The following is a 14,896-nucleotide window of genomic DNA, read 5'->3' as shown; positions in this document are numbered from 1 at the left end:
GATCGGACGGAGAAATGATCCCATGCAGGAAGACCTGAACGTCTGGCTGGAATGGCTGAGCGAGCATGCCGAGTTGCAGACCCTGGTAGCCAGCAGTGCGCTGATATTCGCAGCCTGGCTCGCCAACTGGGTAGTCAAAAGGATTCTGGTGCGCGGTCTGTACAAAGTACTGCGCCGCGCTCGCGAAACCGAACTGCAGGACTTCGGCATCATCCGCCGTTTATCGAATATCGTACCGGCGCTAGTGCTGTCGATCGGCGTAAACACCGTACCGGGCCTGCCGGAAGCCGTCGTCACGGTGGTACGCAATGTCTGCGGTGGTTTCATCGTGCTGACCATCGCACTCGCCATGGGCGCGCTGCTGGACATCATCAACCTGCTCTACCAGCGGCGCGCCGATGCGCATGTCCATCCGATCAAGGGCTACCTGCAGGTGGTCAAGATCATCCTCTACGCCGTCGCCACCATCCTCATCATCGCCACGCTGATCGACCGCTCACCGCTGATCCTGCTGTCCGGACTCGGCGCGATGGCAGCGGTGTTGATGTTGATCTTTCAGGACACCATCCTCTCGCTGGTGGCCAGCGTACAGATCTCGTCGAACGACATCATTCGGGTCGGCGACTGGGTCGAGATGCCGCAACTCAACGCCGACGGCGAGGTCGTCGACATAGCCCTGCACACGGTGAAGGTGCAGAACTGGGATAAAACCATCACCAACATCCCGACCAAGCGCTTCATCAGCGATTCGTTCAAGAACTGGCGGGGCATGCAGCAAAGTGGCGGTCGAAGGATCATGCGCAGCCTTTATCTGGATCAGCAAAGCGTGCATTTTCTCGACCCCGAAGAATGCGAGCACCTGCACCGCTTCAACCTGCTGGATGACTACCTGACCGACAAGCGTCGCGAAATCGACGAGTGGAATGCCAAGCTCGAGAAACGCGGCAAGGAGCCGGTCAATACCCGACGCATCACCAACATCGGCAGCTTCCGGGCCTACGTGGAGCGCTACTTGCGCAATCACGGCGGGATTCACCAGGGCATGACCCTGATGGTGCGTCAGCTCAGCCCGACGGCGGACGGTCTGCCAATGCAGATCTACTGCTTCACCAACACGGTGCAGTGGGTCAGATACGAAAGCATCCAGTCGGATATTTTCGACCACCTGTTGGCCATCCTCCCCGAGTTCGGCTTACGTGTGTTTCAGCACCCGAGCGGCGCCGATATGCGTGAGGGCTACGGCTCGGTCAGCCAGTTGCTCAGCCGACCGCTGCCCGGCCAGCACCAGCCCGACAAACACGGCGAAGGCCAACGGCTGGAAGGTTGAGGGAGTCGGGAGCGCCGTGTCGCATGCCCTCCCGAGTTCCCGACGGCGTCAGAAGCTCATGTCCACCCGCGCCCAGTAGGTTCGGCCGGGTTCGTTGATGCGGGTATCCGCGGCATAGCCGAAGCCGGCGCTTCCCGCCTGGTTAAGGTGCTCGCTGTACGTCTTGTCGAGCAGGTTGTCGATGCCGGCACTGAGCTTGTAATGCATATTCACGCGATAGGCGCCGTTGAGCGAGAACACGCCGAACCCGGCGCTATCGCCAAAATCCTTGCTGGTGACGTTGCCCTGCCCTTCTGCGATCCGGGTCTGCTTGGCCACCAGGCGCCACATGCCCGCCGCACTCCAGTCGCCCTGCTCATAAGTCAGCCCCAGTCGCCCTTCCAGGGGCGGAATCTGCGGCATGGGGCGATCGTCCGAACGATTCTTGCCCCAGGCATAAGCCAGGCTGGCATCGGTCTTCCAGTTCGGTGTCAGCCGGTAGCTGGCGCCAAGCTCACCGCCCATGATGCGCGCGTCGATGTTATCAACCGAGGTGCTGGTCATCATGCCCATCGGCACATAGTTGAACAGGATGTAGTCGCGCACCTGCCCGACGTACCCCGACGCCCACGCGGCCAACGGCCCCTGCTCGTACTGAATGCCGACATCCAGCTGAGTGGTTTTTTCCGGCTTGACCGTTTCGAATGCCTGGATACTGCCAGCGGGCCCGGTGCTGGCGGAAAACAGCTCCCAGTAATCGGGGAAGCGCTGAGCATGACCGAGTCCTATGTAGGCGGTGGCGGGGATATCGTTCAGGTCATGTTCATAGCGCAGGAACGCACTGGGCAAGGTATCGCTGCGCTCGTGATCGGCGCTCGGGTTCACCCAACTACCACCCATGGTCGTGGTAAACCGCTGCCGATAATCCTTGGCAGAGGCTCGGTCGAGACGTGCACCAGCGATTACCCGGTCATCCATGGCCGCATTCCAGGTCAACTCCGCGAAAGTCCCGTAGTTGTGGAAATCGGCGTCCTTGCTCCAGCTCGCCCGTTCATGACGGGTGTAGCCGGTCATCATGCTGAATGCCGAGGAGCGTTTGCGATGTTCATTGGTCTGGGCGTCAACCCCCGCGACCAATTCGTAGGCGTCCCATACCCAGGTGCCGGCCACTCGGCCGCCCAGCGTTCGACGATCGACATTGCTCGCCATGGGGTTGCCCATCATGCCGGTGCCTGACGGCCTACGCAGGCTGAAATTGTCCATTACATGGTCGGCATAGTTGTAGTAGAGGCGCGCCTCGATCTTTTGTAGCACCTGGCCCAGGTTCTCGCGCTCGAAACGCAGCCCCAGGCTCTCCCGCTCGAATTGGCTACCGTCCATTCCGCGTCCCGCATAAGCGGCTTCGCCGTCACCGACGCCGGCAGTTAGCTCCAGCAGCGTGTCGGCATCGGGCGTCCAGCCGATCACCAGATCGCTGCTCCACTTATCCCACTGCGAATGGACCCGGTCACCACTGCCGTCGCTGTAATCATCGGAATCCGAGCGGTTCGCCAGGAGTCGGACATAGCCCTGATCGTTGCCGGCCGCCGCATCGACGCTGCGATCGAAACGACCATCGGATCCGATCAGCAGGCTTGCATCGACGCGACCGCCGAGTTCGCTGAAGCGTTCAGGCTCACGTTCGAAGAGAATGGTTGCAGCGGAACCACCCGGCCCCCACAACACGGTTTGCGGTCCCTTGACCACGGTGAGCCGGTCATAGCTCTGCGGGGTTATGTAGGAACTGGGGGAATCCATGCGACTCGGGCATGCACCGAGCATCACCCCACCGTTGGTGAGCATGTTCAGTCTGGAACCGAACATGCCGCGAAACACCGGATCGCTGTTGGAACCACCGCCGCGCACTGCGGAGAACCCTGGAATCGTCTGCAGGTAATCGCCTGCATCGCTCGCCGGCACGGGCTGACGAGGAAGTTTCGGATCCGTAACCACGGTCAGCGGTGATTGTTGCGCCACACCAGTGATGACCATCGGCGTGAGTTCGATCGATTGATGTTGATGCGCTTCGGTTGCCATGGCATCGCTGGCAAGACTACCCAGCAGGGCCAGGTGAGCCAGTCGCCAATGCAGACGCGACGGCTGCAGGGCAAAGGTGGCGGACAGGCGCGGACGCGCCAAGCAGACAAGCGTGTTCTTGGACATACAGAGATTTCCACATCTGGATATTCGGACGCCGCGCACTGGCGGCTCGGAGATCAGCTGTGGACGGCGGGCGGTGCACGCGGATAGCCGGCGCCACCACGCGGCGCGGGCGGCAGCGGCCGTTGTGGACGCAGCCGGGCGTATGACGGCGCGTAGTAGGGCATCGCCATCTGGACGGTGAGCACCAACGCCGGGCTCAAGGTCAGCAACTCGCAGTAGCCGCACAGATCGAGCGCCGACAACCAGGCCGGCTCAGCGGCATTGGCCCGCTGGGGTTGGTGCCCGGCTTGGGCGTGCGCGTGATGGGAAGATTGGGCGATAGGTGCGGCAATCGACGACGTCAGTCGCGAAGCCGAATAAAGCGGACCGACATGAATCATCAGCATGGCGAAAAGGCCAAGCCATAAACCCGATGTGAGGTGCGCTTTACGAATCACGGAAATCCTTGCATGCGGGCATCCGCCCTGTCCGTTCAATCGGGGCGAATGATGGCACGGCTCGCCACCCCCGTTGAGTGCGACCCGGAGCCGCAACCTCTTAGCAATCCAATGCATGCTTCTGCGGCGCTAAAAGAACCAAATATCCGTTTATCGAACTTTTTTGAAATAAAACATCAATTTTATGCAAGCTGTTGCAATGAACCGTCGCCAGCTACTAAATTCGAACCATCAATCCGTATCGATCCACTCTGTCTTGCTTCCCGACCCACTAGGTTCGGAGAGCCGCTCAAGGAAAACGCCATGACCATGCTCAAAGATCCCTCGAAAAAATATCGGGCTTTTCCGGTCATCAACCTGCCCGACCGCACCTGGCCATCGCAAACTATCACCCGCGCACCGATCTGGCTGAGCTCCGATCTGCGCGACGGCAACCAGTCGTTGATCGAACCGATGGACGCCGGCAAGAAGATGCGCTTCTTCAAGACCCTGGTGCAGGTTGGCGTAAAGGAAATCGAGGTGGGCTTCCCCTCCGCATCGCAGACCGACTTCGACTTCGTTCGTGAACTGATCGAAGGTGGCCACATTCCGGACGACGTGACCATCCAGGTGCTCACTCAGGCCCGCGAAGATCTGATCACCCGCACCTTCGAGTCGCTCAAGGGCGCCAGGCGAGCCATCGTCCATTACTACAACGCTACCGCGCCGAGCTTCCGCCGCATCGTCTTCAATCAGGACAAAGCCGGCGTGGTGGGAATCGCGGTCAACGCCGCGCAGGTCGTCAAGCGTCTGGCCGACGCCGCGCCGGAGACGGACTGGCGTTTCGAGTACTCACCGGAAGTCTTCAGCTCCACCGAGACCGATTTCGCTGTCGAGGTATGCAACGCGGTCATCGAGGTGTTCCAACCGACGCCGGCGAAGAAACTGATCCTCAACCTGCCGGCCACCATCGAAGCGGCTACTCCGAACATCTACGCCGACCAGATCGAGTATTTCGGCCGCCAGATCAACAAGCGCGACAGCGTGCTGATCAGCCTGCATACCCACAACGATCGCGGCACCGGCGTGGCTGCCACCGAGCTGGGCCTGATGGCCGGCGCCGATCGCGTCGAGGGCTGTCTGTTCGGCAACGGCGAGCGCACCGGCAACGTCGATCTGGTGACCGTGGCGCTGAACATGTACAGCCAGGGCGTCGATCCGCAGCTGGACTTCTCGGATATCGACGCGGTGCGCAAGGTCGTCGAGGAATGCAACCAGCTGCCGGTGCACCCACGGCATCCCTATGTGGGCGATCTGGTCCATACCGCATTCTCCGGATCTCACCAGGATGCGATCCGCAAAGGCTTCAGTCAGCAGGATCCTGATGGCGTCTGGGAGGTGCCCTATCTGCCGATCGACCCGGCCGACATCGGCCGTAGCTACGAGGCGGTCATCCGCGTCAACAGCCAGTCTGGCAAGGGCGGCATCGCCTATCTGCTGGAGCAGGAATACGGCATCAGCCTGCCACGGCGCATGCAGATCGAGTTCAGCCAGGTGGTGCAGAAGGAAACCGATCGCCTCGGTCTGGAAATGAGTGCCAAGCAAATCTATGCACTGCTCGAGGCCGAGTATCTGCACGCCAGCACACCCTACATGCTCAAGAGCCATCGTCTGCAGGAAGAGAACGGCACCAGCGCGGTGGATGTGGAAGTGGCCAGCGACGGCGAAGTCATGCATTGGCGTGGCATCGGCAAGGGCCCGCTGGAAGCCTTGGTCGCCGGGTTGCCGGTCAAGTTGGAGATCATGGATTACCACGAGCACTCGATCGGCGCCGGCAGCAACGCCAGGGCTGCGGCTTACATTGAAGTGCGCCTGGACGGTGAACGCTCGCTGCACGGTATCGGCATCGACGAAAACATCACCACCGCCAGCATCCGCGCGCTGTTCAGCGCATTGAACCGTGCACTGCGCGAAGCGACGTCCAAAGCCGCCTGAGGTTGGACGGCGAGCCCTGAATGGGCTCGCCGTTCAGGTTTGCGCTTGTGCCTGGGCGCAACGGCTCCTCGGGCCCATCGCCATATGCAGGTCGTATCCATAGCCGCTCTCCCCCGTTCCAGCAGGAACGCATCATTCATCAGCAGAATCGTGCAACCGCTCCGCGGCCATCGGCACTAGGATTGATTTTCCGTCCAGACCGTCAGTCCAAGGAGCCGCCATGAGCAACGCCATCGGTTACGCCGCCCACGATCCGAGCACGCCGCTCGTTCCCTATTCGTTCACCCGCCGCGACGTCGGTCCGAACGACGTAAAGATCGATATCCTCTACTGCGGCGTCTGTCATTCCGACCTGCATACCGCCCGCAACGAATGGAACAACACGCTCTACCCCTCGGTCCCCGGCCACGAAATTGTCGGGCGGGTAACGGCCGTTGGTGATGCAGTCAGCCGCTTCAAGGTCGGCGAAATCGCCGGCGTCGGCTGTCTGGTCGACAGCTGTCGGACCTGCCCGTCCTGTGACGAGGGGCTTGAGCAGTACTGCGAGAACGGCTTCACCGGCACCTACAATGGCCCGGCATTTGGCGGTGGCGAGAACACCCTTGGCGGTTACTCGGACAATATCGTGGTGGATCAGCAATTCGTTCTGCGCATTTCCCATAGCGAAGACAAGCTTGCCGCCGTCGCGCCGCTGCTGTGCGCCGGTATTACCACCTATTCGCCGCTGCGTCAGTGGAAGGTAGGCCCCAGCCAGAAAGTCGGCGTGGTCGGCCTCGGTGGCCTCGGCCACATGGCGGTGAAGATCGCCAATGCCATGGGCGCGCGCGTGGTGCTGTTCACCACCTCGCCGGACAAGAAAGAAGACGCCCTGCGCCTCGGCGCCAGCGAGGTGGTGGTATCGAAGAGCAAGGACGAGATGGCCGCGCATCTGAACAGCTTCGATTTCATCCTCAACACCGTGGCGGCGCCGCACAACCTCGATGCCTTTCTGAGCTTGCTCAAGCGTGACGCGACCATGACGCTGGTGGGTGCACCGGCCTCACCCCACCCGTCGCCCAGCGTCTTCGGGCTGATCTTCAAGCGCCGCCGCCTGGCCGGTTCGTTGATCGGAGGCATCGCCGAGACGCAGGAAATGCTCGATTTCTGTGCCGAGCACGGCATCGTTTCGGACATTGAGATGATCGAGATTCAGAACATCAACGAAGCCTACGAGCGAATGCTCAAGAGCGATGTGAAGTACCGTTTCGTCATCGACATGGCCTCGCTGAAGGCGGCCTAAAACTCCTGGGCCGAGAGTGCCTGCCATGCAACGCCCGTTGCTGGCAGGTCTTTCCTCTTTTCAACCGAACCGCTATGGTCGCCGGCCTTCTGCTGAGGAGCCGGCATGCGCTACCTGATCTTCGTCACTTTGCTCTGGGCCTATTCTTTCAACCTGATTGGCGCCTATCTGGCCGGGCAGGTGGATAGCTATTTCGCCGTGCTGACACGGGTCGTCCTGGCCGGCATCGTGTTCCTGCCGCTGACCCGCTGGCGTGGCGTCGAGCCGCGCTTCATCGCCGGCGTGACGTTGGTGGGCGCGCTGCAGTTCGGAGTCACTTATCTGTGCCTGTATCTGAGCTTCAACGTGCTGACCGTGGCCGAAGTGCTGTTGTTTACAGTGCTCACACCGTTGCACGTGACGCTGATCGACGATGCGCTCAATCGCCGCTTCAATCCCTGGGCGCTGGTAGCAGCAGCGGTTGCTGTACTTGGCGCCGGACTGATTCGCTATGACGGGATTTCCAGCGATTTTCTCGGCGGTTTTTTACTGATGCAGTTGGCCAACTTTACCTTCGCCGCGGGGCAGGTGGGCTACAAGCATCTGGCGCAGCGGTACCCGTCCGATATCCCGCTTTATCGGCGCTTCGGCTATTTTTTCCTCGGTGCATTGGTGATCGTGCTGCCAGCCTGGCTGCTGTTCGGTCACGTCGACAAGCTGCCGACCACGGCGAGCCAATGGGGCGTGCTGATATGGATGGGGGTGCTGGCGACCGCGCTCGGCCAGTTCTGCTGGAACAAGGGCGCAACGTTGGTCGATGCCGGCACCCTGGCAGTGATGAACAACATGGCGGTGCCGGTCGGGTTAGTGCTCAATCTACTGTTCTGGGGCACGGAAACCAACCTGGTACTGCTCGCCATCGGAGGGCTGATTATTCTCGCCTCGCTGTGGATCAATCGCCTGGGCCGTAAGCAGGCCCAATGACACTATGTAACTTACTGTTATATATAGGTTTTATGGATTAGCAATTAAGATAGCGCACCCCGCATGGATGCGATTCTCAGTCAGTCGTCGAGAACCCCATGCGCCGTTACAGCTTGCTTTTGCTCGTCCTGTTTTTATCATCAACCGTGCATGCCGATGCGCCACGCACCTTTCGCGAAGCGAAGAAGCTGGCCTGGCATATCTACGCTGAACGGCCAGTGGACTTCTACTGTGGCTGCGCCTTCAAGGGCAGGCGCATCGATCTCGCCAGTTGCGGTTACGTCCCTCGCAAACAGCCCAAGCGTGCGGCGCGCGTGGAATGGGAACACATCGTTCCCGCCTGGGTGATCGGCCACCAACGCCAATGCTGGCAACAAGGCGGGCGCAAACATTGCACTTCGAGTGACCCGGTGTTCAGCAAAGCGGAAGCCGACCTGCATAACCTCGTTCCGGTGGTCGGTGAGGTCAACGGTGATCGCAGCAATTACGGCTTCGGCATGCTCAGCGAGAAGCCAAGCCAATACGGCGCATGCCCCTTCGTGGTGAACTTCAAGCAGCGCACCGCCATGCCGCCGGCGTACAGCCGTGGCGCTATCGCCCGCACCTACCTGTATATGAGCGATCGCTACGGGCTGCGTCTGTCGAAGCAGGACCGCCGACTCTACGATATCTGGAATCGCCAGCATCCGATCACCGAGTGGGAACGGTGGCGCAACCGCAGCGTCGCTTGCGTACAGGGCAATGCCAACCGCTATGTGGGCGCAGTGGATCTGAATCGCTGCGGCAAATCGATTTCTCGTTTTCCAGCGACACGCGCCGGGCGGGTCTGAGTGAGTCGCCTGGCAAGATGCCCTAAGAAGCCGGGCAATGACCGTTCACCGCCCGCTCGGATCTTGCGTGGCGCCGCGCATGCACTGCATGCTGGCAGCTTATCCGGCCACCATGGCGACGCCCGATGCAGGACAAAACGCTCTACGCAACCCTGGCCCTAGCGGTTCTGCTGGCGCTGATCGCCTCAGGCATCGCTCCATACGACCGCGCGACCTGGCTGCTGGAAGTCGCGCCGGTGCTGATCGCGATCCCTGTCCTGCTATTCAGCTACCGGCAATTCCCGCTTAGCCGTCTGCTCTACGTTGTGATCGCTATCCATGCGCTGATATTGATCCTGGGCGGCGCCTACACATATGCCCGGGTGCCACCAGGGTTCTGGGTACAGGAGTGGTTCGATCTCAGCCGAAATCCTTACGACAAGCTCGGCCATTTCATACAAGGCGTGACACCTGCCCTGCTCGCACGGGAGATCCTGCTGCGCCTCGGCATGCTTGCGCCCGGAAAAATGCTGGGGTTTCTCGCGCTCTGTGTTGCGCTGGCATTCAGCGCCTTCTACGAACTGATCGAGTGGTGGGTAGCGCTGATCGCCGGGCAAGGCGCGGAAGACTTCCTCGGCACCCAGGGCGACCCCTGGGATACCCAGTCGGACATGTTCATGGCGCTGCTCGGTGCGCTGCTGTCGGTCTCCTGGCTCGCGCATACTCAGGATCGACAGATCGCCCGACAAGCGTTACCGAGCCCGCGAGCATAGCTGTCATGCTCCATCGCCTCGCCGCCGATGCGGTGCTTATCCTGCACCTCAGCTTTATCGTTTTCGTCTTGCTGGGCGGCTTGCTGGTGGCCTGGAAGCCCCGCCTGCTGTGGCTGCATCTGCCGGCGGTAGCCTGGGGCGTTTTCGTCGAATTGAGCGGACGTCTGTGCCCGCTCACCGACTGGGAAAACTCGCTGCGGCATCTGGCTGGTGAAGCCGGATACGAGACCAGCTTCGTCGAGCAGTATCTGCTGCCGCTGATCTATCCGAGCTGGCTGAGCGTACCAGCGCAATACCTATTGGCCGCTATAGTGGTGTTCGTCAATCTGTTGATTTATGGCTGGCTGATCGCGCGCTGGCGACGCAAGACCGCACCGCCAAGCTGACAACCGCGACGCTGGGCTAGACCTTCAGTTCGAATGCGTCGCCGTCGTGATACGCCGGGAACTTGCTGCGGAACGCGGCCAAATCCTGGGCGCGTAACGTGGTTCGGAACACGCCGTCAGCAGCGCCCACTTCCAGCAACGGATCCCCCAGATAATCCAGCACCTGGCTATCGCCACTGTAGGGGTAGCCCTTGCCGTCTTCGCCGACTCGATTCACAGCCGCAACATAACATAGGTTCTCGATCGCCCGTGCCGGCAGCAGACGGTTCCAGGCGTCGCGCCGGGCAGCAGGCCAGTTGGCGGTGTAAAGCAGCAGATCGGTGTCGTGCGGATCGCGACTCCATACCGGGAAGCGCAAGTCGTAACAGATCAAAGGCCGCACATGCCAGCCGTTGAGCTCGAACAAAGCCTGTTGCTCGCCCGCCGTGTAGTGCTTGTGCTCACCCGCCATGCGGAACAGATGGCGCTTGTCATAGTGCGAAATCTCGCCGTTGGGCCGCGCCCAGAGCAGGCGGTTGCGATGACTGCCGTCTGCGGCTTCGATGATCACGCTGCCGGTTATCACCGCGTCCATACGCGCCGCCTGCTCACGCAACCAGGCGTAAGTCGGCCCTTCCTCGGGCTCGGCCAGTTCCGATGAGTTCATCGAGAACGCTGTAGTGAACATTTCCGGCAAAACGATCAGGTCGGCCCCACGCGCCTGTTCGAGCAAACCGACAAACCGCTCACGGTTGGCAGCCGGGTCCTGCCAGACAAGGTTCGTCTGGATCAAGGCCAGTTCGAGGTCTGGCAAATCGTTCAGATCGCGCATAGCCGCTCCGCTGCCTGACGCAGCGTCTCCTCTCGTTTGGCGAAGCAGAAGCGAACCAGTCGCGATTTTGCAGGAGGCTTTTGGTAAAAGACCGAAATCGGGATGCTGGCCACACCGTGCTCACGGGTCAGCCATTCGGACATGGCGACGTCGTCGAGATCCGGTCGAATAGCCGAATAGTCGGCCAACTGGAAATAGGTGCCCGCCGCGCGGCGGAAGCCAAAACGCGAGTCAGCCAGCAGATCGCAGAACAAATCGCGCTTGGCCTGGTAGAACGCCGGCAAGTCGCTGAGGTGTTCCGGATGCGCCGCCATGAAATCGGCCAGCGCCCACTGCAAGGGTGTAACGCCGGTGAAGCTGACGTACTGGTGAACCTTTCGTAGTTCGCTGCTGAGTGCGGCAGGCGCCACCACATAGCCGGTTTTCCAGCCGGTGACGTGGTAGGTCTTGCCGAAGGAACTGATGACGAAGGCGCGTTGATAAAGTTCTTCATGGCGCAACACACTGGCATGCTCGCGGCCGTCGAAAACCAGATGCTCGTACACCTCGTCGCTGAGTAAATAGATGTCCCGCTCGCGGATCAGATCGGCCAGCCGATCGAGATCTGCCAGGTCGATCAGTGCGCCACTGGGATTGTGCGGCGTGTTCAGCACGATCATCCGCGTACGCGGTGTAATCGCATCGGCCAGCTTCTGCCAGTCGATGGCGAAATCCGGCAGGCTCAGCGCCTGGTGGATGCAGATCCCGCCAGCCAGCTCCACCGCTGGCTCGTAACTGTCGTAGCAGGGATCGAAGACGATCACTTCGTCGCCAGGGCGGATGACCGCATGGATCGCACAGAAGATCGCTTGCGTCGCACCTGGGGTGATGGTGACTTCGGCGTCGGCGCTGACCTGGCGGCCGTAGAGCGATGCCACCTTGAGGGCGACCTGCTCGCGCAGCGCCGGCAGGCCGGCCATGGGTGCGTACTGGTTGTGCCCGGCCATGACATGGCGGGCGACGGCTTCACGCAGCGCATCAGGCCCGTCAAAGTCCGGGAAGCCTTGCGACAGGTTCAGCGCGCCGGTCTGAGCCGCCAGATGCGACATGGTGGTGAAAATGGTGGTGCCGACATTGGGCAGTTTGCTGGTGATCATGAATTCGCTCGGAGCTGAAAGTTGGAAGCAACGAGCCGGAAGCAAGACACTGCCAGCTCACGGCTTCCATACTTGAGGCTATCGTTTGTCGCGGCGCTTCTTCTCGGCCTTCTTGTGGTGCGACATGAGGCGGCGCTTCTTGTTTACCTGCCGGTCGGTGAGGGTGTTTTTTTTGCCCTCGTAGGGGTTTTCGCCACCCTTGTATTCGATGCGGATCGGCGTACCGACCAGCTTCAGCACACGCCGGTAGGTGTTCTCCAGATAGCGGGTATAAGACTTGGGAATCGAGTCGACCTGGTTGCCGTGAATTACGATCAGAGGCGGGTTGGCGCCGCCCAGGTGCGCATAGCGCAACTTGATCCGGCGACTGGCCACCATCGGCGGCGCATGCTCACGCACGGCGTCCTCGAGGATCTGCGTCAGGCGGCTGGTGGGCCAGCGGGTAACGGCCGAGGTGAACGAGGCCTGCACCGACTTGTACAGGTTGCCGACACCGGTGCCGTGCTTGGCGGAGATGAAGTGGATATCGGCGAACTCGACGAAGAACAACCGGCGTTCCAGCTCGGTCTTGACGTAGTCACGCTCGCTCGGCTCCATGCCATCCCACTTGTTCAACGCAATCACCAGCGCCCGACCGCTCTCAAGAACGAAACCGAGCAGGTTGAGATCATGCTCGACCACCCCTTCACGCGCGTCCATGACGAAGATCACTACGTTGGAGTCCTGGATGGCCTGCAGCGTCTTGACCACGGAAAACTTTTCCACCGCCTCGAAGATCTTGCCGCGACGACGGACGCCGGCAGTGTCGATCAGGGTGTATTTTTCATCGTCGCGTTCGAACGGGATGTAGATGCTGTCGCGCGTGGTACCGGCCTGATCATAGACAATGACCCGCTCCTCACCGAGCATCCGGTTGACCAGCGTCGACTTGCCAACGTTGGGGCGGCCAATGATGGCGATCTTGATGCCATCCTTTTCGCTCGGTCCGGGGATGCGCTTGAGCTCCTGCCCCTCCGCAACGACCTCGCCCTCTTCCGCCTCGCCTTCTGCTTCGGTTGTCTCGGCGTTGTCCTTGGGAAAGACACCGAGCGCCTGCTCCAGCATATGGCTGATACCGCGACCATGGGCGGCAGCGATCGGCAGGGCATCGCCAAGCCCCAGAGGGCTGAACTCCGCTCGGGCAATGTCCGGATCGATGCTGTCGACCTTGTTCGCTACCAGGAAGTGGCGCTTGTTCATCTTGCGCAGATGCTCAGCGATCATCTGATCGCCAGGGGTCATGCCGGCACGCGCATCGACCATGAACATCACCGCGTCGGCTTCCTGCATCGCTTGCAGCGACTGCTCGGCCATCTTGGCGTCGATGCCTTCTTCGTCTCCGGTCAAACCACCGGTATCGATGACGATGTAGGTGCGGCCCTGCCATTTGGCCTCGCCGTACTGGCGGTCACGGGTCAGACCGGCGTACTCCGCAACAATGGCGTCGCGACTCTTGGTCAGACGGTTAAAGAGAGTGGACTTACCCACGTTCGGGCGACCCACCAGGGCGATTACGGGAACCATTCGGCTCTCCACTGCGATATTTCAGAAAACACGAAGGCCGCTGCAAAGCAGCGGCCGAATATTAGTGCCCCGCCCAAGCGGAACAGCAGACAGCTGAAATGAAGCCGTCAGTCCGCCTGGCGAATGGTCAACGCGACAAGCTTGCCGTCATTGCCGTAAGCATAAAGCCAGTCACCCTCGACGACCGGACGGGCACGCACGCCGTCGCTGTCGATACGGGTCCGGGCAACGAAACGGCCGTCGACCTGACTCAGAAAGTGTAGATAACCCTCCTTGTCGCCGACTACCACGTAACTGGAAAACACCGCCGGAGCGGAAAGCTGACGCCGCAGCAGCGAGTCGTTGTTCCACAGCACTGAAGTGGACCGCTCATCGATGCCCATGACAGTGCCATCGGCCTGACTCACGTAAACACTTCCGTAGCCCAACGCAACACCGGTCGCCGTCGACGCATCGCGCTGCCAGAGGATTCGACCGCTTTCCATATCCAGCGCCGCAGCACGGCCTTGGAAGGAGGCGACATACAAGGTACCGCCGGAGAGCAGCAGTCCGCCGTCGATATCGACGACACGCTCGAGTTCGGAACGGCCTTGCGGAACGGCAACGCGCTGCTCCCAGATCGGTAGGCCACGGCTGGTGTCCAGCGCCACGACCTTACCGCTGGAAAGACCGGCGATCGCCAGCTGATTGGTCAGCAAGGGGGCACCAGTACCCCGCAGGGTGAGCACCGCCGGGGAGCTTTCATAGCTCCAACGCTGCTTGCCGGTGTCGATTTCCAATGCGATCACGCGGTCGTCCTGGGTTTGAACCACCACTACATCGCCGTTCACCGCGGGCGCGGCAAGGACCTCACTGCTAACCTGACTGCGCCAGCGCTCTTCTCCGGTCGAGACATCCAGGGCCAGCACTTCGCCACGCAGGGTGCCGACCAATACCAGGCCATAGCCTGCCCCAACAGCGCCGGAGATCGGTACGTCCAGATCGTTTTTCCAGTTGACCTTGCCCGTGGTGCGATCCATCGCAACCACCAGGCCTTCAACATCAGCGGCGAATATTTCGTTGCCGTAGACGACAGGTGCCAGAAGGTTATAGGTCTCGCCCTGGCCTTCGCCAATCGAGCGACTCCACTCCTTGTTCAACTGTATCTCGGCGTCGAACTTGACCAGTTCGGCGGGTTCGGGTTCTTTCTTGTCGTTGCTGCTGCAACCAGCAGCCAGGACGGCCAGGGTCAGCAGTGCGGCAGTTTTCCAACGCATC

13 protein-coding genes are annotated in these 14,896 nt (G+C 60.9%); 7 read left to right on the top strand and 6 right to left on the bottom strand.

Annotated features, from left to right (window positions below; genetic code table 11):
- The first annotated feature begins 22 nt into the window (after positions 1-22).
- Positions 23-1,327 carry a mechanosensitive ion channel family protein gene (locus tag MCB86_RS17880; RefSeq protein WP_239611718.1) on the top strand — a complete coding sequence of 435 codons (1,305 nt, stop codon included), beginning with the start codon at positions 23-25 and terminating at the stop codon, positions 1,325-1,327.
- Positions 1,328-1,375: 48 nt separating this feature from the next.
- On the opposite strand, the gene MCB86_RS17875 is transcribed toward MCB86_RS17880, so the two are convergent.
- Both MCB86_RS17875 and MCB86_RS17870 read right to left on the bottom strand, forming a co-directional pair.
- Positions 1,376-3,508 carry a TonB-dependent copper receptor gene (locus MCB86_RS17875; RefSeq protein ID WP_239611716.1) on the bottom strand — a complete coding sequence of 711 codons (2,133 nt, stop codon included), beginning with the start codon at positions 3,506-3,508 and terminating at the stop codon, positions 1,376-1,378.
- 53 nt (positions 3,509-3,561) lie between these two features.
- Positions 3,562-3,951, bottom strand: a complete 390-nt coding sequence (locus tag MCB86_RS17870; RefSeq protein WP_268988829.1) for a DUF2946 domain-containing protein — start codon at positions 3,949-3,951, stop codon at positions 3,562-3,564.
- Positions 3,952-4,248: 297 nt separating this feature from the next.
- Between MCB86_RS17870 and leuA the strand changes: the two genes are divergently transcribed.
- From leuA to MCB86_RS17840, 6 genes are all read left to right on the top strand, one after another.
- Entirely contained in the window at positions 4,249-5,919 is a 1,671-nt protein-coding gene (gene leuA, locus MCB86_RS17865) for a 2-isopropylmalate synthase (protein ID WP_045163132.1), read from the top strand.
- 220 nt (positions 5,920-6,139) lie between these two features.
- Positions 6,140-7,198 carry an NAD(P)-dependent alcohol dehydrogenase gene (locus MCB86_RS17860; RefSeq protein ID WP_239611714.1) on the top strand — a complete coding sequence of 353 codons (1,059 nt, stop codon included), beginning with the start codon at positions 6,140-6,142 and terminating at the stop codon, positions 7,196-7,198.
- A 105-nt stretch (positions 7,199-7,303) separates the two neighbouring features.
- Positions 7,304-8,161 carry a carboxylate/amino acid/amine transporter gene (locus MCB86_RS17855; protein ID WP_239611712.1) on the top strand — a complete coding sequence of 286 codons (858 nt, stop codon included), beginning with the start codon at positions 7,304-7,306 and terminating at the stop codon, positions 8,159-8,161.
- Between the two features lie 98 nt (positions 8,162-8,259).
- The gene (locus MCB86_RS17850) at positions 8,260-8,991 is read left to right on the top strand and encodes an endonuclease (RefSeq protein WP_045163135.1); all 732 of its coding nucleotides are present in this window, start codon (positions 8,260-8,262) and stop codon (positions 8,989-8,991) included.
- Between the two features lie 125 nt (positions 8,992-9,116).
- A complete protein-coding gene (locus tag MCB86_RS17845; protein ID WP_239611711.1) occupies positions 9,117-9,743 on the top strand; it encodes a DUF2238 domain-containing protein in 627 nt (208 codons plus the stop codon).
- Positions 9,744-9,748: 5 nt separating this feature from the next.
- Entirely contained in the window at positions 9,749-10,129 is a 381-nt protein-coding gene (locus MCB86_RS17840; protein ID WP_045163137.1) for a DUF2784 domain-containing protein, read from the top strand.
- A gap of 16 nt (positions 10,130-10,145) precedes the next feature.
- Here MCB86_RS17840 and MCB86_RS17835 read toward each other — a convergent pair whose 3' ends face one another.
- The 4 genes from MCB86_RS17835 to bamB form a co-directional block, all read right to left on the bottom strand.
- Positions 10,146-10,940 carry an amidohydrolase gene (locus tag MCB86_RS17835; protein ID WP_045163138.1) on the bottom strand — a complete coding sequence of 265 codons (795 nt, stop codon included), beginning with the start codon at positions 10,938-10,940 and terminating at the stop codon, positions 10,146-10,148.
- Positions 10,928-12,076: a pyridoxal phosphate-dependent aminotransferase gene (locus tag MCB86_RS17830; protein WP_239611709.1), complete on the bottom strand. Its 1,149-nt coding sequence runs from the start codon at positions 12,074-12,076 to the stop codon at positions 10,928-10,930. Before MCB86_RS17830 ends, MCB86_RS17835 begins: the two co-directional genes overlap by 13 nt.
- A gap of 78 nt (positions 12,077-12,154) precedes the next feature.
- Entirely contained in the window at positions 12,155-13,639 is a 1,485-nt protein-coding gene (der, locus tag MCB86_RS17825) for a ribosome biogenesis GTPase Der (protein WP_045163140.1), read from the bottom strand.
- 107 nt (positions 13,640-13,746) lie between these two features.
- Positions 13,747-14,895 carry an outer membrane protein assembly factor BamB gene (gene bamB / locus MCB86_RS17820; protein WP_045163284.1) on the bottom strand — a complete coding sequence of 383 codons (1,149 nt, stop codon included), beginning with the start codon at positions 14,893-14,895 and terminating at the stop codon, positions 13,747-13,749.
- Position 14,896 lies beyond the last annotated feature (1 nt).

Origin of the sequence: Pseudomonas sp. KSR10 (assembly GCF_022355455.1) — a bacterium.
GTDB lineage: Bacteria > Pseudomonadota > Gammaproteobacteria > Pseudomonadales > Pseudomonadaceae > Stutzerimonas > Stutzerimonas stutzeri_E.
This window is presented reverse-complemented; position numbering and strand designations above follow the sequence as displayed.